Origin of the sequence: Burkholderia semiarida, from assembly GCF_029268935.1 — a bacterium.
In the GTDB taxonomy this organism is placed as follows: domain Bacteria; phylum Pseudomonadota; class Gammaproteobacteria; order Burkholderiales; family Burkholderiaceae; genus Burkholderia; species Burkholderia semiarida.
In genome coordinates this window covers 1038779-1064571 of record NZ_JAHLCL010000007.1, presented here as the reverse complement: position 1 = coordinate 1064571, position 25793 = coordinate 1038779, and the positions used below count along the sequence as shown (strand labels likewise).

General features: G+C 68.4%; 24 protein-coding genes. 15 read left to right on the top strand and 9 right to left on the bottom strand.

Annotation, left to right across the window (positions count from 1 at the left end):
* Positions 1 to 15: 15 nt before the first annotated feature.
* The 4 genes from KPB06_RS17840 to KPB06_RS17825 are packed head-to-tail and all read right to left on the bottom strand — an operon-like array spanning position 16 to position 3247.
* Complete coding sequence (locus KPB06_RS17840; RefSeq protein ID WP_060011720.1) at positions 16 to 900, bottom strand: pirin family protein; 885 nt, start codon at positions 898 to 900, stop codon at positions 16 to 18.
* Positions 901 to 931: 31 nt separating this feature from the next.
* The gene (locus KPB06_RS17835) at positions 932 to 1324 is read right to left on the bottom strand and encodes an OsmC family protein (RefSeq protein ID WP_059573785.1); all 393 of its coding nucleotides are present in this window, start codon (positions 1322 to 1324) and stop codon (positions 932 to 934) included.
* 56 nt (positions 1325 to 1380) lie between these two features.
* Positions 1381 to 2961 (bottom strand): cation:proton antiporter, encoded by a 1581-nt coding sequence (locus KPB06_RS17830; protein WP_059573784.1) that lies wholly within the window; start codon positions 2959 to 2961, stop codon positions 1381 to 1383.
* Between the two features lie 25 nt (positions 2962 to 2986).
* On the bottom strand, positions 2987 to 3247 hold the full coding sequence (locus KPB06_RS17825) for a DUF1427 family protein (RefSeq protein ID WP_060318211.1): 261 nt from the start codon (positions 3245 to 3247) through the stop codon (positions 2987 to 2989).
* A gap of 277 nt (positions 3248 to 3524) precedes the next feature.
* Between KPB06_RS17825 and KPB06_RS17820 the strand changes: the two genes are divergently transcribed.
* Positions 3525 to 4211, top strand: a complete 687-nt coding sequence (locus KPB06_RS17820; RefSeq protein ID WP_059573782.1) for a hydrolase — start codon at positions 3525 to 3527, stop codon at positions 4209 to 4211.
* Positions 4212 to 4274: 63 nt separating this feature from the next.
* Here the strand turns inward: KPB06_RS17820 and KPB06_RS17815 are convergent, their stop codons facing one another.
* Entirely contained in the window at positions 4275 to 5198 is a 924-nt protein-coding gene (locus tag KPB06_RS17815; protein ID WP_059573781.1) for a LysR family transcriptional regulator, read from the bottom strand.
* Between the two features lie 101 nt (positions 5199 to 5299).
* On the opposite strand from KPB06_RS17815, the gene KPB06_RS17810 reads away from it, so the two are divergent.
* The 6 genes from KPB06_RS17810 to KPB06_RS17785 are packed head-to-tail and all read left to right on the top strand — an operon-like array spanning position 5300 to position 10938.
* Positions 5300 to 5467, top strand: coding sequence for a DUF1427 family protein (locus KPB06_RS17810; protein ID WP_059573780.1), 168 nt, complete (start codon positions 5300 to 5302; stop codon positions 5465 to 5467).
* Positions 5468 to 5486: 19 nt separating this feature from the next.
* The gene (locus KPB06_RS17805; protein ID WP_275906202.1) at positions 5487 to 7376 is read left to right on the top strand and encodes an amidohydrolase; all 1890 of its coding nucleotides are present in this window, start codon (positions 5487 to 5489) and stop codon (positions 7374 to 7376) included.
* Between the two features lies 1 nt (position 7377).
* Complete coding sequence (locus KPB06_RS17800; protein ID WP_275906201.1) at positions 7378 to 7839, top strand: DoxX family protein; 462 nt, start codon at positions 7378 to 7380, stop codon at positions 7837 to 7839.
* A 26-nt stretch (positions 7840 to 7865) separates the two neighbouring features.
* Positions 7866 to 8780, top strand: a complete 915-nt coding sequence (locus tag KPB06_RS17795; RefSeq protein ID WP_275906200.1) for a VOC family protein — start codon at positions 7866 to 7868, stop codon at positions 8778 to 8780.
* Positions 8777 to 9475: a YoaK family protein gene (locus tag KPB06_RS17790; protein WP_124658932.1), complete on the top strand. Its 699-nt coding sequence runs from the start codon at positions 8777 to 8779 to the stop codon at positions 9473 to 9475. Before KPB06_RS17795 ends, KPB06_RS17790 begins: the two co-directional genes overlap by 4 nt.
* The gene (locus KPB06_RS17785; protein ID WP_275906199.1) at positions 9472 to 10938 is read left to right on the top strand and encodes an alginate export family protein; all 1467 of its coding nucleotides are present in this window, start codon (positions 9472 to 9474) and stop codon (positions 10936 to 10938) included. The genes KPB06_RS17790 and KPB06_RS17785 overlap by 4 nt, the downstream gene beginning before the upstream one ends.
* Before the next feature lie 120 nt (positions 10939 to 11058).
* On the opposite strand, the gene KPB06_RS17780 is transcribed toward KPB06_RS17785, so the two are convergent.
* The gene (locus KPB06_RS17780) at positions 11059 to 12645 is read right to left on the bottom strand and encodes an acid phosphatase (protein ID WP_060010109.1); all 1587 of its coding nucleotides are present in this window, start codon (positions 12643 to 12645) and stop codon (positions 11059 to 11061) included.
* Between the two features lie 221 nt (positions 12646 to 12866).
* Between KPB06_RS17780 and KPB06_RS17775 the strand changes: the two genes are divergently transcribed.
* The 3 genes from KPB06_RS17775 to KPB06_RS17765 all read left to right on the top strand — a co-directional run bounded on the left by KPB06_RS17775 (position 12867) and on the right by KPB06_RS17765 (position 15209).
* Complete coding sequence (locus KPB06_RS17775; RefSeq protein ID WP_059575950.1) at positions 12867 to 14216, top strand: cytochrome-c peroxidase; 1350 nt, start codon at positions 12867 to 12869, stop codon at positions 14214 to 14216.
* Positions 14217 to 14340: 124 nt separating this feature from the next.
* Positions 14341 to 14727 (top strand): hypothetical protein, encoded by a 387-nt coding sequence (locus tag KPB06_RS17770; RefSeq protein ID WP_059575947.1) that lies wholly within the window; start codon positions 14341 to 14343, stop codon positions 14725 to 14727.
* 8 nt (positions 14728 to 14735) lie between these two features.
* Positions 14736 to 15209, top strand: a complete 474-nt coding sequence (locus KPB06_RS17765; RefSeq protein WP_059575946.1) for an NUDIX hydrolase — start codon at positions 14736 to 14738, stop codon at positions 15207 to 15209.
* A 117-nt stretch (positions 15210 to 15326) separates the two neighbouring features.
* Here the strand turns inward: KPB06_RS17765 and KPB06_RS17760 are convergent, their stop codons facing one another.
* Positions 15327 to 17036 carry a glutamine--tRNA ligase/YqeY domain fusion protein gene (locus KPB06_RS17760; protein WP_060010106.1) on the bottom strand — a complete coding sequence of 570 codons (1710 nt, stop codon included), beginning with the start codon at positions 17034 to 17036 and terminating at the stop codon, positions 15327 to 15329.
* Between the two features lie 253 nt (positions 17037 to 17289).
* Between KPB06_RS17760 and KPB06_RS17755 the strand changes: the two genes are divergently transcribed.
* From KPB06_RS17755 to KPB06_RS17745, 3 genes are all read left to right on the top strand, one after another.
* Complete coding sequence (locus KPB06_RS17755) at positions 17290 to 17499, top strand: ornithine acetyltransferase (protein WP_006497729.1); 210 nt, start codon at positions 17290 to 17292, stop codon at positions 17497 to 17499.
* Positions 17500 to 17691: 192 nt separating this feature from the next.
* Entirely contained in the window at positions 17692 to 18246 is a 555-nt protein-coding gene (locus KPB06_RS17750; RefSeq protein ID WP_060010103.1) for an RBBP9/YdeN family alpha/beta hydrolase, read from the top strand.
* A gap of 288 nt (positions 18247 to 18534) precedes the next feature.
* Positions 18535 to 19116: a hypothetical protein gene (locus tag KPB06_RS17745; protein WP_275906198.1), complete on the top strand. Its 582-nt coding sequence runs from the start codon at positions 18535 to 18537 to the stop codon at positions 19114 to 19116.
* A 42-nt stretch (positions 19117 to 19158) separates the two neighbouring features.
* Here KPB06_RS17745 and KPB06_RS17740 read toward each other — a convergent pair whose 3' ends face one another.
* Positions 19159 to 20379: a CaiB/BaiF CoA transferase family protein gene (locus KPB06_RS17740; protein WP_060010100.1), complete on the bottom strand. Its 1221-nt coding sequence runs from the start codon at positions 20377 to 20379 to the stop codon at positions 19159 to 19161.
* 314 nt (positions 20380 to 20693) lie between these two features.
* Between KPB06_RS17740 and alaS the strand changes: the two genes are divergently transcribed.
* Positions 20694 to 23318, top strand: a complete 2625-nt coding sequence (alaS, locus tag KPB06_RS17735; protein ID WP_124658937.1) for an alanine--tRNA ligase — start codon at positions 20694 to 20696, stop codon at positions 23316 to 23318.
* Between the two features lie 139 nt (positions 23319 to 23457).
* Here alaS and KPB06_RS17730 read toward each other — a convergent pair whose 3' ends face one another.
* Entirely contained in the window at positions 23458 to 24372 is a 915-nt protein-coding gene (locus KPB06_RS17730) for a LysR family transcriptional regulator (RefSeq protein WP_275906197.1), read from the bottom strand.
* Positions 24373 to 24494: 122 nt separating this feature from the next.
* Here KPB06_RS17730 and KPB06_RS17725 point away from each other — a divergent pair, with 122 nt between their 5' ends.
* Complete coding sequence (locus tag KPB06_RS17725) at positions 24495 to 25766, top strand: YbfB/YjiJ family MFS transporter (RefSeq protein ID WP_275920501.1); 1272 nt, start codon at positions 24495 to 24497, stop codon at positions 25764 to 25766.
* The last annotated feature ends 27 nt before the right edge of the window (positions 25767 to 25793 follow it).

Genomic DNA, 25793 nt, shown 5'->3' with positions numbered 1-25793 from the left:
GTCGGGGCAGGCTGCCTACTGCGCTTTGCGTTCCGGCTGCCGCGTCCATTCGTTTTCTTCGCCCGGCACCTTGCCGAAGGTCTGATCGGCCCACGCGGCCCGCGCCGCGTCGATCTTCGCGCGTTCGCTCGACACGAAATTCCATTCGATGAATCGCTCGCCCGGCAGGTGCGCACCGCCGAGCAACATCACGCGTGCGCCGTTCGCGCTGGCGAGCGCCACGCTCGCGCCGGGTTCGAGCACGGCCATCGTCGCCGGGGCGAGCGGCGTGCCGTCGACGGTGAGGTCGCCGTCGACGAGATACACGCCGCGTTCTTCATGTTCCGCATCGAGCGTGAGCGTACCGCCCGACGCGAACTCCGCAACCGCATAGAGCGTCGGCGAGAATACGGCGACCGGCGACACGAGCCCGAACGCGGTGCCCGCGATCACGCGCACGGTCACGCCGTCGCGCGTGAACGACGGCAGCGTGTTGGCCGCATGGTGAACGAACGCGGGTGCGGTGTCTTCATGCTCGACCGGCAGCGCGACCCAGGTCTGGATTCCGTGCACCGGCTGCTCGCGCGGCCGATCCTCGTCGGGCGAGCGTTCCGAATGCACGATGCCGCGGCCGGCGGTCATCCAGTTCACGTCGCCCGGCACGATCTTCTGCCGGAAGCCAAGGCTGTCGTGATGCATCAGCGAGCCGTCGAACAGGTAGGTGACGGTCGCGAGCCCGATGTGCGGATGCGGGAGCACGTCGATGCCGTGGCCGGCCGGCAGCACGGCCGGGCCCATCTCGTCGAAGAAGATGAACGGGCCGACGAGGCGCGCGGCGCGCGCGGGCAGCACGCGGCGCACGACGAGGTTGCCGATGTCGCTTTCGCGCGGCGTGAGCAGGGTCTTGATCGAGGCGGACATGACGGGAATCTCGTGACGGGGGCGGGAATACTCAAGCGATCGCCGTGTCGATCGCGATCGGGTGCGTGAGGATCTTGTGCACCGGGCATGCATTCGCGATCTGCAGCAGGCGTTCGCGCTGTTCGTCGGTCAGCTCGCCGTCGAGCGTGATGCGGCGCACGATCGTGCTGCCCGCGCTGCCCGATTCGTGCGCGAGCTTCACGTGCACTTCGTCGAGCGGCCAGCCTTTTCGTTGCGCATACATCTTCAGCGTGATCGCGGTGCACGCGCCAAGGCTCGACAGCAGCAGCGCGACGGGCGTCGGCGCTGTATCGCCGCCGCCGAGCGACGCGGGTTCGTCGGCGCGCCACTGGTGGACGCCGTCGGTGAAGTGGACGAGGTAATCGACCGGGCCGATGCTCGCTTCGACGGTGAGTTCGCTCATTGCAATTCCAGGTGGGGAAAGGGGCCGGGCCGGCCGGGCATGCCGCGGGCCGGACGTTACGGTTCGAGCAGGCGCTGCAGCCGCAGCTCCTCGAAATCCAGCTCCGATTCTATGCGGTGCAGCACCGCGTCGTCGACCCGGCCGTCGCGATGCAGGTCGAGCAGCGCGTCGCGCGACACGCCGACCAGCTCCAGTTCGACGCGCAGCATCCGCGCGCGCACGTCGGCGGGCGCCGCGCCGTCGCGGTGTGCGCGCTCGTTGAACGCGACGCGGTTGCGGTATTCGGTCAGCAGCCGGTCCAGCGATGCACGTTCGAGGCCGGCGCCGCGTTGTTCGCGCGCATCGAGTTCGGCGAGCGCCGCGCCGAACGTGTGCGCGCGCACCGCGTGCTCGGACATCGTGCGGCGCGCGGCCGGGCGCAGCTTCAGCACGCGGATCAGCGGCGCGAGCGTGCCGCCCTGCACGACGAGCGTCGCGATGATCAGCAAGAACGTGCTGAACAGGATCAGGTCGCGGCCGGGGAAATTGGCCGGCAGCGCGATCGCGGCCGCGAGGCTCACGACGCCGCGCATGCCCGACCAGCCGAGCACGACCGCTTCGCGCCACGACCACGCCGCGTGGCCCGCGCGCCGCGCGCGCAGGCGGCCCGGCAGCCACATCGCGGCGAACACCCACATCATGCGCGCGCCGATCGCGGCGGCCGTCGCCGGCAGCGCGACCCGCAGGCCGGCCATCAGCACCGCGCCTTCGTGGTTCACGCCCGCGAGGATCGCGTGCAGCGCGAGGCCGATCAGGATGAACACGAGCGCGTCGAGCACGAACACGATCGCTTCCCACGTCGCCTTCGCCTTGATCCGCATGTCGGCGTCGAACACGCGATGCTGGCGCACGCCGAGCACGAGGCCGCAGGTGACGACCGACAGCACGCCCGAGCCGGCGACCGCTTCCGCGATTCCGTAGCTGCCCCATGCCATCGCGAAGGTCACGACGATGCCGAGCATCGGGTCGCGCAGGCGCGGCAGCACCCAGCACATCGCGTGGCCGCACGCGAGGCCGACCGCGATGCCGATCAGCGTGAGCGAGAAGAACAGGCCGGTGGCGCTCGCCGCCGTGATCGACACGGCGAGCGCGGCCGATACGGCCATCTGGTACAGCAGCAGGCCCGACGCGTCGTTGACGAGGCTTTCGCCTTCGAGCACCGCGACGAGCCGCGCGGGCAGCGGGTGGCGCTGCAGGATCGCCTTCGCGGCGACCGCGTCGGGCGGCGACACGATCGCGCCGAGCGTGAAGCACGCGGCCCACGGCAGTGCGGGATTCGCCGCATGCACGGCGAGCGCGACCGCGACGGTCGTGAAGGCCACGGCCCCGAGCGCGAGCGACGCGATCGATGCGAGCTCCTGCCGGAATTCCTTCCAGGCGGTGTAGAACCCGCTCGACATCAGGAGCGGCGGCAGCACGGCCGCGAGCAGCAGCGCCGGGTCCATGTCGGGCACGCGCTTGCCGGCGACGGCGACCGCGCAGCCGCCGAGCAGCAGCACGACGGCCGGCGGAATCGACACGCGTTCGGCGAGCCACGTGAGCGCGCCCGCGCCGCAGATCAACAGCAACAGGTAATGGAACAGCTCGACGTTGGTCATGCGCGGCCGGCGGCGAAGGGGTGGATCAAGAAGGCTTGCGGTCGTTCGCGGCGCCGCCCGGCAGCGCGCCGAACATGTGCTGGCTGCACCGCGCGTCGCGCCATGCGGTGTTCAGCCGATGGCCGGACAGCATCCGGCGCGCGACGGGCAGGATCTGTTCGCCGGCCAGCATGCCGAGCAGGCCGAGAAGCGCGATGATCGGCGGCGCGGGCGAATTCACGCCGATCGCGCCGTAGATGACGCCGGCGAGGATGCCGGCGAGCAGCGAGAGGACATACGGTTTCATGGGGTGCGCCTCGTGAGGGCCGAGCGGCGCCGGAGCGGCGCCGTCAAAGTCTTGAGAGCGTATCGGGTTTGCGTGAAGAAAAAAAGGGCGGGCGGCCCGGAACGGCCATCCATTCGGGAATCGGATCGATTCCATTCCTTGGGTGTTCGTGCCGCGCGTTTGCGGCTTAAATGTTCGGGTCCGGATGACGACGATCCGGCGCCGATGCATTCCGGGCTCCTCCCGTTGTCACGGTCGAGGCAGGCCCCCCTTTTTCCGTTCACAGGACCCATCCGCCATGAGCAACCCGAAGCTTGAAGTACTGACGCCGCAGAACAGCCAGCTGATCTTCATCGACCAGCAGCCGCAGATGGCCTTCGGCGTGCAGTCGATCGATCGGCAGACGCTGAAGAACAACGTCGTCGGGCTCGCGAAGGCCGCGAAGGTCTTCAACATCCCGACCACGATCACGACGGTCGAAAGCGAGAGCTTCTCGGGCCACACCTATCCCGAGCTGCTCGACGTGTTCCCGAACCAGAAGACGCTCGAACGCACGTCGATGAACTCGTGGGACGACCAGAAGGTGCGCGATGCGCTCGCCGCGAATGGCCGCAAGAAGGTGGTCGTGTCGGGCCTGTGGACCGAAGTCTGCAATACGACGTTCGCGCTGTGCGCGATGCTCGAAGGTGACTACGAGATCTATATGGTCGCCGATGCATCGGGCGGCACGTCGCAGGCCGCGCACGACATCGCGATGCAGCGCATGGTGCAGGCCGGCGTGGTGCCGGTCACGTGGCAGCAGGTGCTGCTCGAATGGCAGCGCGACTGGGCGCGCCGCGACAGCTACGACGCGGTGATGGCGATCGCGAAGGAGCATTCTGGCGCATACGGGATGGGCGTGGACTACGCGTACACGATGCTCCACAAGGCGCCGCAGCGCACCGCGACGCCGCACGAGTCGATTCCGCCGGTGCCGGCGAAGTAACGGGCCGCCGGCCGCGATCGCCGGACGGGATGCGGTGATTGCCGGCCGTCGGCCGTCGCGCGTTCAGGCGGCGGGCAGCGCCCACGGCGCGTGCGAGAAATGGTCGGCGAGGAAATCGAGCAGTACCGTCACGCGTGCGGCGCGCAGCATGCCGGGCGGCGTGACGAGGTTCACGTTGATGTCCGCGATCTTCCAGTCGCTCATCACTTCCTCGAGCTCGCCGCGCTGCAGTTCGTCCCATACCAGGAACTCGGGCTGCAGCGCGAGACCATGACCGCCGACGAGCGCGGGGAGGATCACGTCCGCGTTGTTCGTGCGAATGCGGCCGTGCACGTTCACACCGAAATCCTCGCCCGATGCCGGATGACGGAAGCGCCAGTGCTCGGGCGTCGGCAGGTTCGTGTACGTCAGGCATACGTGCTGTTCGATGTCGCGCGGATGCGTGGGACGGCCGCGCCGGTCGAGATACGCGGGCGACGCGACGAGCGGCCGGCGCACCGCGCAGAGGCGGCGTGAGCGCAGCGTCGAATCGCTGAGCTCGGCGATGCGGATCGCGACGTCGAAGCCGCCGGACACGATGTCGACGATGTGGTCGGTCAGCACGAGATCGATGTCGACGCGCGGATAGCGCTCGAGAAACGCGGGCAGCACCGGCGACAGGTGGCGCAGCCCGAACGACATCGGCGCATTCACGCGCACGAGGCCATGCGGCTCGAGCGCCTGCGCGGATGCTTCGTTTTCGATCAGTTCCGCATCGGCGAGCAGCCGGATCGCGCGGTCGCGCAGCAGTTCGCCGGTCGGCGTGAGCGACAGCCTGCGCGACGTGCGGTACAGCAGCATCGCGCCGAGGCGCTTTTCGAGGCGTGCGATCGCTTTCGATACGGTGGGTTGCGATACGCCGAGCGTTTCCGCGGCTTTTGCGAACGAACCGGTCTCCGCGACGCGCGCGAAGATGGCCCAGGCTTCGAGATCAGGAAGGTGTTGCATGGTCGGACGGGATGACGGGAAAGCGAAGGGGATGCGAGGGCGGCGAAGCATGCGGCCGATGCGATGCGGGTCATTCTAATCCGGCCGGGAGAAAAATCGTTATGGAATCTTATCTACTTTCACTGAGCGCCGGCGTGCTGATCGGCGTCGTGTACAGCGTGATCAGGGTGCGCTCGCCGGCACCGCCGCTGATCGCGCTGGTGGGCCTCGCCGGCATGCTGGTCGGCGCGCAGGCCATCGCGCCGGTTCGTCACTGGCTCGGCTTCTGACCGCATCGAGGACAAAATCATGAGCGCAACCGATACTCAACCCGATCTCATCCTGCACAACGGGCGCATCACGACGCTCGACCGCGCAAACCCCGTCGCGACGGCCGTCGCGATTGCCGCCGGCCGCTTCGTCGCCGTCGGCAGCGACGCGGACGTCATGCCGCTCGCGGGCCGCGCGACGAAGGTGGTCGATCTCGGCGGCCGCGGCGTGCTGCCGGGCCTGATCGACAACCACTGCCACGTGATTCGTGGCGGCCTGAACTACAACATGGAGCTGCGCTGGGACGGCGTGCCGTCGCTCGCGGTCGCGATGGAGATGCTCAAGCGCCAGGTCGCCGTGACGCCCGCGCCGCAGTGGGTGCGTGTGGTCGGCGGCTTCACCGAACATCAGTTCGTCGAGAAACGGTTGCCGACGATCGACGAACTCAATGCGGTCGCGCCCGACACGCCCGTGTTCATCCTGCACCTGTACGACCGCGCGCTGCTGAACGCGGCCGCGCTGCGCGTGGTCGGCTATACGAAGGACACGCCGGAGCCGCCGGGCGGCACGATCCTGCGCGATGCCGGGGGCAATCCGACCGGCCTGCTGCTCGCGAACCCGAACGCGACGATCCTCTACGCGACGCTCGCGAAGGGGCCGAAGCTGCCGTTCGAGTATCAGTACAACTCGACGCGCCATTTCATGCGCGAGTTGAACCGGCTCGGCGTGACGGGCGTGATCGACGCGGGCGGCGGCTCGCAGAATTATCCCGACGATTACGAAGTGATCCGCAAGCTGCACGACGCGGGCGAGATGACGATCCGGATCGCGTACAACCTGTTCACGCAGAAGCCGAACGCGGAGAAGGAAGACTTCGTGAACTGGACGAAGAGCGTCAAGTACCACGATGGCACCGACTACTTCCGCAATAACGGCGCGGGCGAGATGCTGGCGTTTTCCGCGGCCGACTTCGAGGACTTCCGCGTCGCGCGGCCGGATTTGCCCGCGCAGATGGAGGACGACCTCGAAGGCGTCGTGCGCGTGCTCGCGGAAAACCGCTGGCCGTGGCGCATGCACGCGACCTATGACGAAACGATCAGCCGCGCGCTGGACGTGTTCGAGAAGGTCAACGAAGACATCCCGCTCGACGGGCTGAACTGGTTCTTCGATCATGCGGAAACCATCTCCGAGAAATCGATGGACCGGATCGCCGCGCTCGGCGGCGGCATCGCGGTGCAGCACCGGATGGCGTATCAGGGCGAATACTTCGTCGAGCGTTACGGCGCGCAGGCCGCCGAGGCGACGCCGCCTGTCGCGAAGATGCTCGGCAAGGGGCTCAAGGTGTCGGCCGGCACCGACGCGACGCGCGTCGCATCGTACAACCCGTGGGTGTCGCTTGCATGGCTCGTGACGGGCAAGACGGTCGGCGGCATGCGCCTGTATCCGCAGCGCAACCTGCTCGATCGCGAAACCGCGCTGCGGATGTGGACCGAGTACGTGACGTGGTTCTCGAACGAGGAAGGCAAGAAAGGGCGCATCGCGGTGGGGCAGCTTGCCGACCTCGTGGTCCCGGATCGCGATTTCTTCGCGTGCGCGGAAGACGACATCGCCGGCACGACCGCGTTGCTGACGGTGGTCGACGGGAAGATCGTGTGGGGCGCGGGGCCGTTCGCGTCGCACGACGCGCCGATCCCGCCGGCGATGCCGGACTGGTCGCCGGTGCGCGAGTTCGGCGGCTATGGCGGCTGGGGCGCGACGCAGCGGGCCGGCGCGCCGTTGCAGCGTGCGGCGGCCGCCGCGATGTGCGGCTGCGCGAACGAATGCAACGTTCACCAGCATGCGCACGCGAGCGCATGGGCGAACGCATTGCCGACGTCGGACGCGAAGGGTTTCTGGGGCGCGTTCGGCTGTTCGTGCTGGGCGGTCTGATATGGCGGCCCCGATCCATCGCGGCGGCGCCGGCAACCCGGCATGGGTCCGCGCGCTGCTCGCGCAGCCGTGGGTGCCGCCGCTCGTGCGGCTCGCACTGGTGTCCGCTTACCTGCTCGGCGGCGTCGCGAAGGCGCTCGACTTTCACGGCGCGGTTGCGGAGCAGGCGCATTTCGGCCTGCGGCCGGCCGCGCTGTGGGCGGCGCTCGCGATCGCGGTCGAGATCGCCGGCTCGCTGTGCGTGGTATTTCGCCGTTTCACGTGGCTCGGCGCCGGCAGCCTCGGTATGCTGACGCTCGTCGCGATGGTCGTGGCGAACGATTTCTGGAACCGGACGGGCGCCGAGCGTTTCATGGCGCTCAACAGCTTTTTCGAGCATCTCGGGCTGATCGCGGCACTTGTGCTCGCGACGGTGCTCGACGATGCGCGGCAATCGGCCGATGATGGCCGTTCCATTCGATGACGATGCAACAACCAGGAAATCCATTGATGAAGTCCATTCGTTCCCTGCTGCTCGCCGCGATGTTCGCGGGCGGTCTTGCCGGCGCGCCGACGGCGTTCGCGAAACCGCCGGTGCCGCCGGCAGTCACACCCACGGTGGCCGTCGGTCCGCAGTACGACACGACGCACGTGTGCGTCGCCCCCGAAGACTTCGACCGCTTCACCGACAGCTTCGTCGCGACGTTCGGCGGCAAGAAGTCGAAGCAGGGCGTGTTCCAGGTCACGCCGACGCCGAGCCAGACGATGTCGCAGCTCGTGCTGACGCCGGTCGGCACGATCTCGGTGTTCGGCTTCAAGACGCCGATTCCGTATCCGTTCTGCGCGGAGCGCACCGGCTATCTCGTGACCGACATGGACGCGGCCGTGAAGTCGGCGCGCGAGCATGGCGCCGACGTGATCGTCGACACGTTCCCCGACCCGATCGGCCGCGACGCGATCATCGCTTGGGCGGGCGGCGTGAACATGCAGTTGTACTGGCACACGCAGGCGCCGCACTACGATGCATTGCAGACCATTCCCGAGAATCGCGTCTACGTGTCGCCGCAAAGCGTGCGCAAGTTCGTGCACGATTTCGTCAAGTTCTCGAAAGGCAAGGTGGTGTCCGACGACCCGAAGGCGCCGGGCATCGAAATCGGCCGGCCGGACGATACGTACCGCCGCATTCGCATCGAGTCGGGCTTCGGCAAGATGACCGTGCTGGTGACGGACGGCCACCTGCCGTACCCGTTCGGGCGCGAGATGACCGGCTACGAAGTGCCCGATCTCGCCGCGACGCTGAAGCAGGCCGAAGCCGCGGGCGTGACGGTGCTCGTGCCGCCGTTCAAGTCGGACGGGCGCGACGCGGCGCTCGTGCAGTTCCCGGGCGGCTACGTCGCCGAGATTCACGCGAGCGCGGCGCGATGAAGCACGAGGACACGATCCTTGCCGCGGTGGCCGGCTTCGTCGACACGCTGAGCTTCGTCGCGCTGTTCGGGCTGTTCACCGCGCACGTGACCGGCAACTTCGTGCTGATCGGCGCGGGCATCGCGGGCTTCGGTCAGGGCGTCGTGCTGAAGCTCAGCGTGTTTCCGGCGTTCGTGTGCGGCGTGATCGCGGCGAGCCTGATCGCGCGGTCGATGGCCGCGCGGCCCGCGTGGCAGGGCATGCGCGTGCTGCACACGGTGCAGGCCGTGCTGCTGCTCGGCTTCTGCGCGGCCGGCGTGTGGGCGACGCCGGTCACGCAGCCCGACAGCCTGCCGGCGCTGGTGGCCGGCATCGTTGGCACGTTCGCGATGGGCGTGCAGAACGCGCATCCGCGCGTGATCGCGCGTGCGGGCGGCGTGCCGAACACGGTGATGACCGGCAACGTCACGCAGGCGATCCTCGACGTCGTCGACATGCTGTCCGCCCGCACGGCCGACGGTGCGCGGGCAACGGCGCGCGCGCGCTTCGCGAAGATGCTGCCGGCGATCGTCGCGTTCGCGCTGGGTGCGGCGGGCGGTGCGCTCGGGTTCCGCTACGTCGGGTTTCTGGCGTTGCTCGCGCCCGTGGGTGCGCTGGCCGTGCTTGCGCTGTGTGCGTCGCGGGCGGCCGGTACGACCACCCCGGAGCGCGCATGATCGAGCGGAGGCGAACGAGGTCCTGCAGCCGACGCGTCGAGCGGGCCGCGCGGTTGTCGATCGTAGCCGGGCTGCTGTTCGCGGGCGCCGATGCGGTTGCGGAAACGGCAGCCGCGTCGACCTCGACTACGTCGTCGGCGCCGACCTGCACCGTCAAACGCCCGACCGTCCTGTTCAACCGCTGGCAGGAAGACTGGTCGGTGCTCGCGAATCCGTGCGTGCCGCGCAAGCCGCTCGACGGGTTGAAGTACCTCCCGCTCGGCAACGATCCGCAATCCTATCTGTCGCTCGGCGTGAACCTGCGCGAGCGGCTCGAGACCAACGACGCGCCGCTGTTCGGCATCGGCTCCGCGCAATCGGATACGTACGTGATCCAGCGCGTCGAAGTGCATGCCGATGCGCATCTCGGCCCGCACTGGCAGTTCTTCGTGCAATTGCAGGACGCACGCGCGTTCGGCAAGAACACGGCGTCGCCCGTCGACAGGAATCCGCTCGATCTCGAACAGGCATTCGCGACCTACACGGGCGCGCTCGGCGGCGGCACGGTCAAGTTTCGCGTCGGCCGGCAGGAGATGGCGTTCGACCTGCAGCGCTTCATCGCCGCGCGCGACGGCCCGAACGTGCGGCTCGCGTTCGATGCGGTGTGGGCCGATTACGAATACGGGAAGTGGCGCTTCATCGGCTATGCGACGCAGCCGGTGCAGAACCGCAACGCGTCCGATTTCGACGACGTGTCGAATCGCGATCTCACGTTCAGCGGCGTGCGCTTCGAGCGGCAATCGGTCGGGCCGGGCGACCTGTCCGGCTACTGGTCGCGCTACAACCGCCGCAATGCGCGGTTCCTCGATGCGAGCGGCCCCGAGCATCGCGATGTATGGGACGTTCGCTACGCGGGCACGCACGGGCGCTTCGACTGGGATCTCGAAACGATGCTGCAGACCGGCACGGTCGGCAACGCCACGATCGGCGCGTGGGCCGTCGGATCGATCGCCGGCTACAGGCTCGACGCGCCGTGGTCGCCGCGCATCGCGCTGCAGGTCGATGCGGCATCGGGCGACCGGCATTCGCGCGACGGCCGCGTCGGCACGTTCAACCCGCTGTTTCCGAACGGCTATTACTTCACGCTGGCCGGCTATACGAGTTACGCGAACCTGATCCACGTGAAGCCGTCCGTGACGCTGAAACCGGCGGCGAACCTGTCGCTGCTCGGCGCGCTGGGCTTCCAGTGGCGCGAGACGACCGGCGACGCCGTCTATCAGCAGCCGAACATCCCCGTGCCGGGCACGGCAGGCAAGGGCGGCCTGTGGACGGGCATGTACGTGCAGTTGCGCGCGGACTGGACGATCGCCGCGAACCTGATCGGCGCGGTCGAGGCCGTGCACTTCCAGGTCGGCGACGCGATCCGGCAGGCGGGCGGGCACAACGCGGATTACGTCGGTGTCGAGCTGAAGTACGGGTGGTGACGGCGGCGCGCGGCAACCCGCACGCGGCATGAAAAAGGGCAGCCCCGCGGGGCTGCCCTTCGTTCGTCCGGGGTCCGGGCCGGCCGTGCGACCGGCCCGTTCGCGGTGGACGCGATGCGATTACAGGTTCGGCGACAGCGCGAGCGCGTTCGTCAGGTCGCCCATCGGCTGCGCACCGTTCGCCTTCAGCGCGTCGTCGCGTTGCTGCAGGCCCGCGAGGCGCGGCAGCGAGAAGCGGCGCGTGATGAAGCGCAGGATCGAGCCCGTGTCGTACTGCGTATGATCGACGAAGCCCTTCTTCGCGAACGGCGACACGATCAGCGCCGGAATGCGCGTGCCCGGGCCCCAGCGGTCGGCGTTCGGCGGCGTCGCATGATCCCAGAAGCCGCCGTTTTCGTCGTACGTGACGACCACGACCATGTTCTTCCATTGCGGGCTGGCCTGCAGGTGCGCGATCACGTCGGCGATGTGCTGGTCGCCGGACGTGACGTCCGTGTAGCCCGGATGTTCGTTCAGGTTGCCTTGCGGCTTGTAGAACGTGACCTGCGGCAGCGTGCCCGCATCGATCGCCTTGATGAACTCGGCGCCGTTCGCACCGCCGTCGAGCAGGTGCTGCGCGCGGCTCGCGGTGCCCGGCGCCTGGTTCGCGAAGTAGTTGAACGGCTGGTGGTGCGGCTGGAAGTTCGGCGTCGACAGGTCGGCGCCGTAGATCACGTTCGACGTGCCGTTCTGGCTCGCCTGCAGCGCCTGGCCCCATGCGCCCGCATACCACGCCCACGACACGCCCGCGTTGGTCATCAGGTCGCCGATGTTGGTCGCCGTCTGCGGCGGCATCGTCGACGGATTGGCCGGGTCGGCGAGCAGCGGGTCGCCGCCCGCGGCCGCCTTGTTGCCGCTCGGCTGATACGCCGGCTGCATCGTATTGATGCCGTAGAAGTCGGGCGTGAGCGCGCCGTCGTTGACGAACTTCGGCGGGCCGCTCAGCGCGGAGGCCGGCGAGTTCGTCGCCACCTTCAGCGATTTGCCGTCGGCATTGAGCACGGCGATCTTGCCGGCCGCCGGGCTCTTGTCGGCGTTCGGGTAGTACGGTGCGCACGCGCAGATCAGGTACTGGTGGTTCAGGAACGAGCCGCCGAACGCGCCCATGAAGAAGTTGTCGGCCAGCACGTACTGCTGCGCGATCTTCCACAGCGGCAGCTTCGACGGATCGGCCGTGTAGTGGCCCATCGTCAGGCCGCCCGCGTCGGTCCATGCGGCGTACATGTCGTTCTTGCCGCCGTTGATCTGCATCTGGTCCTGGTAGAAGCGGTGCACGATGTCGCGCGTCGCGATGCTCATCGACTGGTTGAAGCCTTTCGGGTCGTCGATCGCGAACGGCGCGTTCGGCAGGTTCGCCGTCATCGCCTCGGTCACCGCCGGCGTGATGCCGGTCGCGGTCAGGCCGCCCCAGATCTTCGGCAGCGTCGCCATCGTCGAGCCGTCGCGATCCTTCTGCACCGAGTTCGCGGCCGTCGCGTTCTGCAGGCCGTTCGCGCCCGGGAAGTTGCCGTACAGGTTGTCGAAGCTGCGGTTTTCCGCGTAAATCACGACGACGTTCTTGACGGCCGACAGACCCTGCTGCGTGACGTCGTCGCCGCCGCAGGCGGTCAGGCCGAGCGCGGCCGCGAGGGCGATCGGCGTGTAGCGAATCCAGGCGTGCTTCTTCATGCGATGTTCTCTCTCATTCGTCGTTGGTCGCGTGTGGGAACCGGGGCGGGAGGGCCGGCGCGCGAACCTCGCGGTATCGCCCGGCTGCGCGCATTATCTGGAACCGATTTGACAGCAGGGTGTAGGGGCGCTTTCAATTGACTGTCGGTGGAACGTCATTGAACGGTCACGGAACTGACATAAGCTCCGGCCGATTGCCCACCGCTACCAGAACAACGACGATGCACACCCTTCTGAAATCCTGCGCGTCCGCGCGATCGCTGATCTCCGCCGCGGCGACGCTCGCGGTGGTCGGCGCGCTCGCGGCGTTCGCCGGTTGCGACGCGCGGCCCGGCACGACCGCATCGGCCGCGTCCGTCGTACCGGCGGCTCAGGCGGCCCCGGCCGCCCCGGCGGTCGCGCCGGCCACCCAGCCGCAGACGCGCGCGCAGGTGTTCGAGGGCGTGAAGCAGATGACGGCGCTCGGCAAGCAGTTGTTCTTCGATCCGTCGCTGTCCGGGTCCGGCAAGCTGGCCTGCGCGTCCTGCCACAGCGCCGAGCATGCGTTCGGGCCGCCGAATGCGCTGTCGGTGCAGCTCGGCGGCGACGACATGCACCGCACCGGCTTTCGCGCGGTGCCGTCGCTGAAGTACCTGCGCGGCATCCCGCCGTTCAGCGAGCACTTCCACGATTCGCCGGACGAAGGCGACGAAAGCGTCGACGCGGGTCCGACCGGCGGGCTGACCTGGGATGGCCGCGTCGATACGCGCGATGCGCAGGCGCGCATTCCGCTCACGTCGCCGTTCGAAATGAGCAGCTCGCCCGCGCGCGTGGCGAAGGCGGTGCGCGCCGCGCCGTATGCCGACGCATTCCGCAAGGCGTTCGGCGATCAGGTGCTCGGCGACGATCGCGCGACGTTCGATGCGGTGCTGCGCGCGCTCGACGCATTCCAGCAGCAGCCGGCGCTGTTCGATCCGTACACGAGCAAATACGACGCGTATCTGGCCGGCCACGCGCGGCTCACGCCCGCGGAGTTGCACGGGCTGCAGCTGTTCAACGACGAGAAGAAGGGCAACTGCGCGAGTTGCCACATCAGCCAGCGCACGCTCGAAGGCGGCCCGCCGCAGTTCAGCGATTTCGGGCTGATCGCGATCGCGGTGCCGCGCAACCGCGCGTTGCCTGTCAATCGCGACCCGCGCTTTTACGATCTCGGCGCGTGCGGGCCTGAGCGCACCGACCTGAAAGGGCGTGACGAATTCTGCGGGCTGTTCCGCACGCCGTCGCTGCGCAACGTCGCGCTGCGCAAGACGTTCTTCCACAACGGCGTGTATCACTCGCTCGAGGACGTGATGCGCTTCTACGTCGAACGCGACATCCATCCGGAGAAGTTCTATCCGGTCGTGCACGGCAAGGTGCAGATTTACGACGATTTGCCAAAGCGCTACTGGACGAACATCAACCGCGAGCCGCCGTTCGACCGCAAGCGCGGCGACCAGCCGGCGCTGAATGCGGCCGAGATCAAGGACGTGATCGCGTTCCTTGGCACGCTGACTGACGGATATCAGCAAACGGGCGCACCGGCCAAGCCCTAGAAGGCATTCATCGCAGCACGCATGCTATGCTCGCTCGCTGACGGGCGTGGCGCGTGCCGGAGCGCCGGCCGCCGGAAGGCCGGCATGCACCGCGCCGTTCGATCGAACATCCAAGGAGAAAAACATGTCGATGCGTGCATCCCTTTCCGTCGTCACGCGCGTGCTGGCCGGCGCCGCGTGCGCAGCCGCGATGCTGCCCGCCCATGCGCAGAACAACCTGAACTTCCTGAACGACACGCCGATCAGCTATTTCAGCAAGGCCGACCGCGCGTCGCTCTCGAAGGCGGTCGTGCAGGCGCGCGACGAAGGCAAGGACGGCGAAACCACGACGTGGCAGAGCAGCGGCCGCGGCACGCAGATCGACGCGAAGCTCACGCCGAGCACGACCGAGGCGGACGGCAAGACCTGCCGCGAAATCGCGACCGAAATCACGGCGAAGGGCCAGACGATGACGCTCAAGCCCGTCTACTGCAAGACGGCCGCGGGCAAGTGGCAGTTGCAGAAGCGCTGAGCACGCGCGTGACGAAGCGGGGCGGCGCGCCGCGCACGGTGTCATGCGGCGTCGTGATCCTCGATGCGGCCGGCCGCGTGTTCCTCGCGCACGCGACCGACACCACGCACTGGGACATCCCGAAGGGGCAGGGCGAGCCGGGCGAGACGCCGGCCGACGCCGCGCTGCGCGAACTGCTGGAGGAAACCGGCATCGAGCTGGACGCCGCGCGGCTGCTCGATCTCGGCCGCTTCGCGTACCGGCACGACAAGGACCTGCACCTGTTCGCGGTGCTGGCGGCCGAAGGCGAGATCGACCCCGCGCACTGCACGTGTACGTCGCTGTTTCCGAGCCGCCGCGACGGCTCGATGATTCCGGAGATGGATGCGTATCGCTGGACCGTGCCGGGCGACATCGATGCGTATGCGAGCCGCAGTCTCGCGCGGCTGTTTCGCACGAAGCTGTCGCTGGTGGAGCTGCATCGGCGGTTGTCGGGTGCGTGAACGGACGCTGCCGCGTTTCGCTTCGACTCACATGAAAAAACCGGCCCTGGAGCCGGTTTTTTCATGATCAGGCAACGGCGGTTTGCGAATCCGCATGCCGCCGCGCGGAACAGGCCGTCAAGCCGGCTTGCCCCAGCTGTCGCGCAACCCGACGATCCGGTTGAACACCGGCTTGCCCGGCTTCGAATCGACACGATCCGCAACGAAGTAGCCGTGGCGCTCGAACTGCACGCGCGTTTCCGGCGCGATGTCGCCGTTGCCCGGCTCGACGTACGCCTGCACGATCTTCTTCGAATCGGGGTTCAGCGCGTCGAGGAAGTTCGCGCCGCCCGCGTCCGGATGCGGCTCCTTGAACAGGCGGTCGTAGATCCGCACTTCGGCCGGCTGCGCGTGCTTCGCGCTGACCCAGTGGATGTTGCCCTTGACCTTGTAGTTGTTCGCGCCTTCCGTGCCCGACTTGCTGTCCGGGAAGTAGTTGCAGTGCACGGCCGTCACGTTGCCGTCGGCGTCCTTGTCGAAGCCCGTGCATTCGATCACGTAGCCGTAGCGCAGGCGTACCTTGTTGCCCGGGAACAGGCGGAAATAGCCCTTCGGCGGGTTCTCGACGAAATCCTCGCGCTCGATCCACAGTTCGCGCGAGATCGGGAACGTGCGCACGCCGCGGTCCGGATGATGCGGATGCACGGGCGCCGTGCAGGCTTCCTCGAGGTCTTCCGGATAGTTGTCGATCACGAGCTTCAGCGGATCGAGCACCGCGACTGTACGCGCGGCCTTGTCGTCGAGGTCGTCGCGCAGCGCGCCTTCGAAGACGCTCATGTCGATCCACGAATCGATCTTCGTCACGCCGATCCGCTCGCAGAACAGGTGAATGCTCTCGGGCGTGAAGCCGCGGCGGCGCACGCCGACGATCGTCGGCATGCGCGGGTCGTCCCAGCCGTCGACGTGGCCTTCGGTGACGAGCTGCAGCAGCTTGCGCTTGCTGGTGATCGCGTACGTGAGGTTCAGCCGCGAGAATTCGATCTGCTGCGGCAGCGGGCGCGTGAACACGCCGGCTTCCGCGAGTTCGTTCAGCACCCAGTCGTACAGCGGGCGGTGATCCTCGAATTCGAGCGTGCACAGCGAATGCGTGATGCCTTCGAGCGCATCCGAGATGCAGTGCGTGTAGTCGTACATCGGATACACGCACCATGCGTCGCCGGTGCGGTAGTGGTGCGCGTAGCGGATCCGGTAGATCACCGGGTCGCGCATGTTCATGTTCGGCGAAGCCATGTCGATCTTCGCGCGCAGCACGTGCTCGCCTTCCTTGAACTCGCCGGCCTTCATCCGGCGGAACAGGTCGAGGTTTTCCTCCGGCGTGCGCTCGCGGAACGGCGACGGCTTGCCGCCTTCGGTCAGCGAGCCGCGGTTCGCGCGCATCTCGTCGGCGCTCTGGCTGTCGACGTACGCCTTGCCACGCTTGATCAGCAGCTCGGCGAACTCGTACAGCTTGTCGTAGTAGTCGCTCGCGAAATACTGGTGATCGACCGCGTCCTTGCGCCAGTCGAAGCCGAGCCAGCGCACCGCGTCGACGATCGAGTCGACGTATTCGACGCTTTCCTTTTCCGGGTTCGTGTCGTCGAAGCGCAGGTGGCACACGCCGCCGTAGTCGCGCGCGACGCTGAAGTTCAGGCAGATGCTCTTCGCGTGACCGATGTGCAGATAGCCGTTCGGCTCGGGCGGGAAGCGCGTCTCGACGCGGCCGCCCCATTTGCCGGTGCGGTTGTCGTCGTCGATGATGTTGCGGATGAAATTGGAAGCCGCGGGGGCGTCGTTGCGTTCGGTGCTCATGCGGTTGGCGTCAGGGTTGTGTCGGCGCGTCGCGCCGGTTTAATCCTGTAATTCTACCTGACCGGGGTCCGTCCCGCGCGGCCCGCCGGTCGGCCGCGGTCCAGTCGCGATGCGTGTCGCAATATATCGAGTGTGTGTCGGCTGTAACACGACGTAAATCGGATTGCCCGCGCCGTTCGGCTTTTCCTATGATGGCTCTACCGATTCAACGCCGCCGGTCGCAATTTTGCGCGGTGGAAGGAAGCCAACAACCATGATGAAGAAGACCACTTTTCTCGTTCGTACCGCGGTAATCGTCGCGGCCCTGTCGCAACTCGGCGCATGCGCGATGACGCATACGCAGCGTAACGCCGGGATCGGCGCGGCCGCGGGCGGCGCGCTCGGCTACCTGATCACGGGCGGCCCGGTCGGCACGGTGGCCGGCGCGGCGGCAGGCGGCCTGGTCGGGGCCGGCGTACGCTGATCCACGCCGGCAGGCGCCCGCGATGCGGGCGCCCTGACCGCCGGCCGCGGTCGTGCGCCTGCCTGAACGCGTCACGACCCGCTCGAAGTTCAAGCACATCCCCCGGATTTTGACAGGCACCATCAGGGAGAGGCGGGTGTGCGACACTTCGTCGACGCTACTACATGACTCCATTCGTCGACGAATCCTTCCATGACCGACTCCGTCGTTTTCGTCTTGCCGGGTTACGCCAATTCGGGCTCGCTTCACTGGCAAAGCCGTTGGGAGCGCGCCGATCCGCGTTTCGTGCGGATTGCGATGCCGGACTGGAACCACGCGTTCCGCAATGGCTGGTGTCTCGCGCTCGATCGTGCGGTCGAAGCCGCGCGCGGGCCCGTGCTCATCGCCGCCCATAGTCTCGGCACCCTGACCACCGCATGGTGGGCGACCCGCTACGCGCGGCCGGCCGCGCTCGCGAAAGTGCGCGGCGCATTGCTGGTCGCGCTGCCCGATCCTGCCGGGCCGGCGTTTCCGGCCGACGCGCACGGCTTCGGCCCGGTGCCGCACGAGCGAGTGCCGTTTCCGACCTGCGTCGTCGCGAGCAGCGACGATCCGTACGGTTCGCTCGCGTTCGCACGCGGCTGCGCGTACGCGTGGGGCAGCGCCTTTCACGACCTCGGCCCGCGCGGCCACATCAACGCGGACAGCGGGCTCGGGGAATGGCCGGAAGCGCGCGGCTGGCTCGAGGCGCTGGGGACGACGGGCTGACTGCCGGTCGTGGTTCACCGAATCGGACACATTTTTTAACCAAGCGCGAATTTCATGCGATGCGTCGCGGCGCGACGTGCGCCTTGCTGCGCGTCCGATTGTCTTGGGCGCGACGCGCAACCGACTGCGTGTTGTGACCAACCCCATGACTTTCTGATCGGCCGGGCCGATAAAGTGACGGCCTGTTCAATTCGATTGGAAGGAGGGGCCATGTCGAGCGGCTCGAGGCGAGGCCGACGCGAAGCAACTGTTCGACTGGGCTCCGATGGGAACCGCGGTGCAGGTATCGTGAAGATCGTATCGGCAACGCGATTCGCGATCCCGTGTCTGGCGATGCTGATCGGTCTGCTCGCCGGTTTCGGCTGGCGCAGCGTCGCCGACTGGACCGACAGCCCCATACGGATCGATCCCGGCACCGACCTGCTCAGCGTGCTGCCCGACGAAGTGATGTCGCTGACCTATACGACCGCTGCGCTCACGCTGACCGCGCAGCGCTCACAGCCCGCGGCGCGGTTCGCGGTGCAGGTGACTTATGCGGATGGGCGTGCCCCCCGGCAATGCGTGGCGTCGGCGGATCTGGCCGCGCACCTCGAGTCCTTTTCGACGATCGTCGCGCAACGGCAGCTCGACCCGGCCGACCTCGCGCGCGGATTTCCGCAGCAGATCGGGCGGCTGGATATCCGTGATCGCATTGCGTCCGAGCCGCCGCCGCCGGTCGTCTTCCTGGCCGCGGCGGATTCGGACGCGGTCGCCATCGCCGTCGACGGTCTGTGGGCCGGGCACGGTGGCTACGCGGCAGTTGTGCGTTCGCCATCGCGCGCGGCGCTTGCGGCGCTGGCCGGCGGCTGCGATACGCTGGCCCGGCGCTGACCGGACGGCGGGCGCCCCCGTTCCGGCCCGCCGCCGCGCCGCTCAGATCGCCTGCTTCGCCTTCAACGCGGCGATCCGCACATCGTCGTAGCCGAGCATGTCGCGCAGCACGTCTTCCGTCTGCGCGCCGAGCAGCGGCGGGGCCGTGCGCGCGTCGGGCGGCGTCGCGCTCATCCGGATCGGGTTGCGCACGAGCTTCACGTCCGCGCCGCACGGATGCGGTAGCGACACCTGCATCCCGCGCGCGACCACCTGCTCGTTGTCGAACACCTCGCCGAGATCGTTGATCGGCCCGCACGGCACGCCGGCCGCTTCGAGCGCGCCGATCCAGTCGGCCTTGCCGCGCGCCTTCACCATCTCCGCGAGGATCGGCACCAGCGTGTCGCGATGGCGCACGCGCGACGGGTTCGTCGCGAAGCGCGCGTCGTCCGCCAGCTCGGGCCGCCCGCCCGCCTCGACGAACTTGCGGAACTGCCCGTCGTTGCCGACCGCGACGATGATCCAGCCGTCGCTCGTCTGGAACGTCTGGTACGGCACGATGTTCGGATGCGCGTTGCCCCAGCGCACCGGCGGCTTGCCGCTCGCGAGGAAGTTGGTGTTCATGTTCGCGAGCAGCGCGACCTGCACGTCGAGCAGCGCCATGTCGATGTACTGGCCTTCGCCCGTGCGGTCGCGGTGCGCGAGGGCGGCGAGCACGGCGATCGTCGAATAGAGGCCGGTCGCGAGATCGGCGATCGCGACGCCGGCCTTCTGCGGGCCGCCGCCCGGCTCGCCGTCGCGCTCGCCGGTGATGCTCATGAAGCCGCCGATCCCCTGCACGATGAAGTCGTAGCCGGCGCGATGCGCGTACGGGCCGGTCTGACCGAAGCCCGTGACCGAGCAGTAGACGAGATCGGGCTTCACCGCGCGAAGGGATTCATAGTCGAGCCCGTATTTCTTCAACTGGCCGACCTTGTAGTTCTCGAGCACGACGTCGCTCTGCGCGGCAAGCTCGCGCACGATCTGCTGGCCTTCCGGCGTCGCGATGTCGACCGTCACCGAGCGCTTGTTGCGGTTCGCCGCGAGGTAGTACGCGGCCTCGGCGGTATCCGCGCCGTCCGCGTCCTTCAGGTACGGCGGCCCCCAGTGGCGCGTGTCGTCGCCGGCGCCCGGGCGCTCGACCTTGATCACGTCCGCGCCGAAATCGGCAAGGGTCTGCGCGCACCACGGGCCCGCGAGCACGCGGGTCAGGTCCAGCACGCGGATATGGCTCAGGGCACCCATCGTCGAATCGTCTCCTTTCATGGCGGGCCTGCGTTGTCGGGCAAGGCCGATTGGCATGCCGAGCATCTTAAGGCGAATCGGCCGCGCGGGTGGCCTGGAGCCTGTTCCCGCTGATAACGTGCTCAGCGCAAGCCCGTTATCAGCGGGAACAGGCTCCGACCGGTCGTCCGGAGGGTCGAGCCGCCTCGCCGGCGCTTTGCCCGGAAGCCGGCCCCGATCCCGTATAATCGATCGTTTCCGAATCCATGCCGCCGCGCGCCCCGCCTGGGGCGCCGGCGTTTGAAGCCGTCTTTGCCAGACTGTCCCCGCACGCCATGAAAGCTGCCGAAATCCGCGAGAAATTCCTCAAATTCTTCGAATCGAAGGGCCACACGATCGTCCGCTCGTCGAGCCTCGTGCCCGGTAACGACCCCACGCTGATGTTCACGAACTCGGGCATGGTCCAGTTCAAGGACGTCTTCCTCGGCACGGACCCGCGCCCGTACTCGCGTGCCACCACGGCGCAGCGCAGCGTGCGCGCGGGCGGCAAGCACAACGACCTCGAGAACGTCGGCTACACGGCGCGCCACCACACGTTCTTCGAGATGCTCGGCAACTTCTCGTTCGGCGACTACTTCAAGCAGGACGCGATCAAGTTCGCGTGGGAGCTGCTGACCACGGTCTACCAGCTGCCGAAGGACAAGCTGTGGGTGACCGTCTACCAGGAAGACGACGAAGCCTACGACATCTGGGCGAAGGAGGTCGGCGTGCCGACCGAGCGGATCATCCGGATCGGCGACAACAAGGGCGCGCGCTACGCGTCTGACAACTTCTGGACGATGGGCGACACCGGCCCGTGCGGCCCGTGCACGGAAATCTTCTACGACCACGGCCCGGACGTGTGGGGCGGCCCGCCGGGGTCGCCCGAAGAAGACGGCGACCGCTACATCGAGATCTGGAACCTCGTGTTCATGCAGTTCAACCGCGACGCGCAGGGCAACATGACGCGCCTGCCGAAGCAGTCGGTCGACACCGGCATGGGCCTCGAGCGTCTCGCCGCGGTGCTGCAGCACGTGCACAGCAACTACGAGATCGACCTGTTCCAGAACCTGATCAAGGCCGCCGCGCGCGTGACCGAGATCAGCGACCTCACGAACAACTCGCTGAAGGTGATCGCCGATCACATCCGCGCGTGCTCGTTCCTGATCGTCGACGGCGTGATTCCCGGCAACGAAGGCCGCGGCTACGTGCTGCGCCGGATCGTGCGCCGCGCGATCCGCCACGGCTACAAGCTCGGCCGCAAGGGCGCGTTCTTCCACAAGCTGGTGGCCGATCTCGTCGCCGAGATGGGCACCGCCTATCCGGAGCTGAAGGAAGCCGAACAGCGCGTGACCGACGTGCTGCGTCAGGAAGAAGAGCGCTTCTTCGAGACGATCGAGCACGGCATGTCGATCCTCGAGGCCGCGCTTGCCGACGTCGACGCGAAGGGCGGCAAGGTGCTCGACGGCGAGCTCGCATTCAAGCTGCACGACACGTACGGCTTCCCGCTGGACCTGACGGCCGACGTGTGCCGCGAGCGCGGGATGACGGTGGACGAGCCGGCATTCGACGACGCGATGGCGCGTCAGCGCGAGCAGGCGCGCGCGGCCGGCAAGTTCAAGGCCACGCAGGGCCTCGAATACTCGGGCGCGAAGACCACGTTCCACGGTTACGAGGAAATCGCGTTCGACGACGCGAAGGTCGTCGCGCTGTACGTCGACGGTTCGGCCGTCAACGAAGTGAAGGCCGGCCAGGATGCGGTCGTCGTGCTCGACCACACGCCGTTCTACGCGGAATCGGGCGGCCAGGTCGGCGACCAGGGCGTGCTCGCGAACGCCGCGACGCGCTTCTCGGTGGCCGACACGCTGAAGGTGCAGGCCGACGTGATCGGCCATCATGGCACGCTGGAGCAGGGCACGCTCAAGGTCGGCGACGTGCTGCGCGCGGAAATCGACGCGCATCGCCGCGCGCGCACGCAGCGCAACCACTCGGCCACCCACCTGATGCACAAGGCGCTGCGCGAAGTGCTCGGCGCGCACGTGCAGCAGAAGGGTTCGCTCGTCGACGCGGAAAAGACCCGTTTCGACTTCGCGCACAACGCACCGATGACCGACGACGAAATCCGTCGCGTCGAGCAGATCGTCAACGACGAGATCCTGGCCAACGCGCCGGGCATCGTGCGCGTGATGCCGTACGACGAAGCGGTGAAGGGCGGCGCGATGGCGCTGTTCGGCGAGAAGTACGGCGATGAAGTGCGCGTGCTCGATCTCGGCTTCTCGCGCGAACTGTGCGGCGGCACGCACGTGCACCGCACCGGCGACATCGGCCTGTTCAAGATCGTGATGGAAGGCGGCGTCGCGGCCGGCATCCGCCGCGTCGAGGCGATCACCGGCGACAACGCGGTGCGCTACGTGCAGGAACTCGACGCGCGCGTGAACGAAGCGGCAGCGGCGCTGAAGGCGCAGCCGTCGGAACTCACGCAGCGCATCGCGCAGGTGCAGGAGCAGGTGAAGTCGCTCGAGAAGGAGCTGGGCGCGCTGAAGTCGAAGCTCGCGTCGAGCCAGGGCGACGAGCTCGCGCAGCAGGCCGTCGAAATCGGCGGCGTGTACGTGCTGGCCGCGACGCTCGACGGCGCCGATGCGAAGACGCTGCGCGAAACGGTCGACAAGCTCAAGGACAAGCTGAAGAGCGCGGCGATCGTGCTGGCGGCCGTCGAAGGCGGCAAGGTCAGCCTGATCGCGGGCGTCACGCCGGACGCGAGCAAGAAGGTCAAGGCCGGCGAGCTCGTGAACTTCGTCGCGCAGCAAGTGGGCGGCAAGGGCGGCGGCCGTCCGGACATGGCGCAGGCGGGCGGCACCGAGCCGGCGAACCTGCCGGGCGCGCTGGCCGGCGTGAAGGGCTGGATCGAGGAACGGCTCTGATCGTTGCACGACCGACGCGATGCGGTCGCAATGACGGCATCGCGTGAATCGAAAAACGACCCCATCGGCAGATGCCGGTCGGGTCGTTTTGTTTGTGCGGCTCATGCGCGTCGCTCGAGGCGGCGCGCGTGCGCACGGGTCACGCCGGCACGGTCGGGCTCGGCTGCGCCACGTCGCCGGGCCGCCACGCGGCGTCGGTGAGCGCATCGCGCAGCGCGGCGAGCGCCGCCGACGCATGACCGCGCCGCCACCCGAGCAGCGTGTCGATGCCTTCGAGTTCGGGAATCGTGTGCGCGGCGACGTTGCCCGTCTCGGGCTGCAGATCGAGCACCGAACGCGGCGCGACCGCGATGCCCGCGCCGGCCGCGACGCACGCGACGATCGCGTGATACGAGCCGAGCTCGAGCACGCGCGCCGGCTTCACGCCGTGCGCCGCATACCACTGCTCGACGTACTTGCGATACGCGCAGCCGCGCTCGAACGCGATCAGCGTCGGCAGGATCACGTCGCGCGGCGTACGCACCGGCGGATGGCCGCGCGGCGTGAGCAGCACGAGATCCTCACGGAAGATCGGCGCCGTCTCGAACGTGTCGGGCAGCGTGTCCGGCTCGGGCGGGCGCGCGAACAGCGCGGCGTCGATCTCGAAGTCGCGCACGCGGTCGATCAGGCACCCCGTCGTGCCCGTCACCAGTTCGAGCGACACGTCGGGCCATGCGTGGTGGTAGCGCGCGAGGATGGTCGGCAGCCGGCTCGCGGCCGTGCTTTCCATCGTGCCGAGCCGCAGCCGCCCGCGCGGCGTGTCCTCGCGCACCGCGTCGCGCGCCTCGTCGGCGAGCGCGAGCAGGCGCTCCGCATACGGCAGCAGCGTATGCCCGGCCGGCGTCAGCACGAGCCGGCGGCCGTCGCGCACGAACAGCGCCGCGCCGAGTTCCTCCTCCAGCTGCTTGATGCGCGTCGTGACGTTCGACTGCACGCGATTGAGCTTGGCCGCCGCGCGCGTCACGCCGTTCTCGCGCACGACCGCCCGGAAGATCGCCAGCGCCGACAGGTCCATGATTCTCTCCAGAGGATGAGTCGATTCTCAATTATTCATTTTTCGAGAACGTTTGGTCAAGCTAGGATGGATCCATTCCGATTTCCGATCGGCCGGCGCGCGACGTGCCGGCCCATGCCGCCATGTCCCGCTTCGATGCTTCGACCGCCGCCGCCCGCGCGTTTTCGTCCGACGAGGCCGACCGCCGCGCCCGCGCGGCCGCGCTCGCCTGCATGGTCGGCCTGGCCGTCGTGCTCGGTGTCGGCCGTTTCGCGTTCACGCCGCTGTTGCCGCTGATGCTCGCGGACGGCTCGATCGGGCTGAAGGCTGGCAGCTGGCTCGCATCGGCGAACTACGCGGGCTACTTCGCCGGCGCGGTCAGTTGCGCGGCGCTGCGCGTCGCGCCCGCGCGGATGGTGCGCTTCGGGCTCGCGGCGACCGTGCTGCTGACCGCCGCGATGGGCGTCGGCCACGGGTTGCCGGCGTGGCTCGTCGTGCGTTTCGTCGCGGGCGTCGTCAGCGCGTGGACGTTCGTGTTCATGTCGCAATGGGGGCTGCGGCGCCTGGCCGAGCTGCATGCGCCGGAATGGAGCGGGGTGATCTACGCGGGGCCGGGCGTCGGCATCGTGGCGACCGGGCTGATCGGCAGCGCGCTGGCCGGCCAGCGCGCGGCGGTGGGCTGGCTGGGCTTCGCGGCGTTGTCGGCCGTGCTGTCGGTCGCGATCTGGCGCACGTTCGGTGCGGCGCCGGATTCGACCGCGGCCCCGCGCGCGCAGGCCATGCCGCCGGCCGCCGCGTCACATGCGGCGCCTGGCGCACCCGCCGCCCCGGCGGCGCCGGCCGGCACGCGAAGCGGTCGCGCGGACGCCGCGTGGCTCGTCGTGCTGTACGGCGCGCCGGGCTTCGGCTACATCATCACCGCGACGTTCCTGCCGGTGATCGCGCGCGCCGCGCTGCCGGCCGGCTCGCCGTGGCCCGACCTGTTCTGGCCGATGTTCGGCGCGGCGCTGATCGTCGGCGCGATCACCGCCGCGCGGCTGCCCGGGCACTGGGACAACCGGCTGCTGCTGGCGGCCGGCTGCGCGACGCAGGCGCTCGGCATCGCGGCCGGGATCGTGTGGCCGAACGCGGCCGGTTTCTCGATCGGCAGCGCGCTGCTCGGCCTGCCGTTCACCGCGATCACGCTGTTCGCGATGCGCGAGGCGCGGCGCCTGCACGGCGAGCGCGCGGCCGGACTGATGGGCTACGCGACCGCGTCGTATGGCGTCGGGCAGATACTCGGGCCGCTCGTCGCGGCGCCGCTGGCCGCGCGCTTCGGGTCGTTTACGCCCGCGCTGTGGGTCGCGGCGGCCGCGCTGCTGGCGGGTGCGGCCGGTTTCGCGGCGACCGCCGCACGTGGGCGCCGGTCATCCTGACGCCAGCGGGGCCGGATCGTATCCGGC

What these genes read in the sequence shown, in the direction of transcription:
- KPB06_RS17840 (WP_060011720.1), bottom strand. Translation starts at nt 900, where the DNA reads ATGTCCGCCTCGATCAAGACCCTGCTCACGCCGCGCGAAAGCGACATC.
- KPB06_RS17835 (WP_059573785.1), bottom strand. Translation starts at nt 1,324, where the DNA reads ATGAGCGAACTCACCGTCGAAGCGAGCATCGGCCCGGTCGATTACCTC.
- KPB06_RS17830 (WP_059573784.1), bottom strand. Translation starts at nt 2,961, where the DNA reads ATGACCAACGTCGAGCTGTTCCATTACCTGTTGCTGTTGATCTGCGGC.
- KPB06_RS17825 (WP_060318211.1), bottom strand. Translation starts at nt 3,247, where the DNA reads ATGAAACCGTATGTCCTCTCGCTGCTCGCCGGCATCCTCGCCGGCGTC.
- KPB06_RS17820 (WP_059573782.1), top strand. Translation starts at nt 3,525, where the DNA reads ATGAGCAACCCGAAGCTTGAAGTACTGACGCCGCAGAACAGCCAGCTG.
- KPB06_RS17815 (WP_059573781.1), bottom strand. Translation starts at nt 5,198, where the DNA reads ATGCAACACCTTCCTGATCTCGAAGCCTGGGCCATCTTCGCGCGCGTC.
- KPB06_RS17810 (WP_059573780.1), top strand. Translation starts at nt 5,300, where the DNA reads ATGGAATCTTATCTACTTTCACTGAGCGCCGGCGTGCTGATCGGCGTC.
- KPB06_RS17805 (WP_275906202.1), top strand. Translation starts at nt 5,487, where the DNA reads ATGAGCGCAACCGATACTCAACCCGATCTCATCCTGCACAACGGGCGC.
- KPB06_RS17800 (WP_275906201.1), top strand. Translation starts at nt 7,378, where the DNA reads ATGGCGGCCCCGATCCATCGCGGCGGCGCCGGCAACCCGGCATGGGTC.
- KPB06_RS17795 (WP_275906200.1), top strand. Translation starts at nt 7,866, where the DNA reads ATGAAGTCCATTCGTTCCCTGCTGCTCGCCGCGATGTTCGCGGGCGGT.
- KPB06_RS17790 (WP_124658932.1), top strand. Translation starts at nt 8,777, where the DNA reads ATGAAGCACGAGGACACGATCCTTGCCGCGGTGGCCGGCTTCGTCGAC.
- KPB06_RS17785 (WP_275906199.1), top strand. Translation starts at nt 9,472, where the DNA reads ATGATCGAGCGGAGGCGAACGAGGTCCTGCAGCCGACGCGTCGAGCGG.
- KPB06_RS17780 (WP_060010109.1), bottom strand. Translation starts at nt 12,645, where the DNA reads ATGAAGAAGCACGCCTGGATTCGCTACACGCCGATCGCCCTCGCGGCC.
- KPB06_RS17775 (WP_059575950.1), top strand. Translation starts at nt 12,867, where the DNA reads ATGCACACCCTTCTGAAATCCTGCGCGTCCGCGCGATCGCTGATCTCC.
- KPB06_RS17770 (WP_059575947.1), top strand. Translation starts at nt 14,341, where the DNA reads ATGTCGATGCGTGCATCCCTTTCCGTCGTCACGCGCGTGCTGGCCGGC.
- KPB06_RS17760 (WP_060010106.1), bottom strand. Translation starts at nt 17,036, where the DNA reads ATGAGCACCGAACGCAACGACGCCCCCGCGGCTTCCAATTTCATCCGC.
- KPB06_RS17755 (WP_006497729.1), top strand. Translation starts at nt 17,290, where the DNA reads ATGATGAAGAAGACCACTTTTCTCGTTCGTACCGCGGTAATCGTCGCG.
- KPB06_RS17750 (WP_060010103.1), top strand. Translation starts at nt 17,692, where the DNA reads ATGACCGACTCCGTCGTTTTCGTCTTGCCGGGTTACGCCAATTCGGGC.
- KPB06_RS17740 (WP_060010100.1), bottom strand. Translation starts at nt 20,379, where the DNA reads ATGGGTGCCCTGAGCCATATCCGCGTGCTGGACCTGACCCGCGTGCTC.
- alaS (WP_124658937.1), top strand. Translation starts at nt 20,694, where the DNA reads ATGAAAGCTGCCGAAATCCGCGAGAAATTCCTCAAATTCTTCGAATCG.
- KPB06_RS17730 (WP_275906197.1), bottom strand. Translation starts at nt 24,372, where the DNA reads ATGGACCTGTCGGCGCTGGCGATCTTCCGGGCGGTCGTGCGCGAGAAC.
- KPB06_RS17725 (WP_275920501.1), top strand. Translation starts at nt 24,495, where the DNA reads ATGTCCCGCTTCGATGCTTCGACCGCCGCCGCCCGCGCGTTTTCGTCC.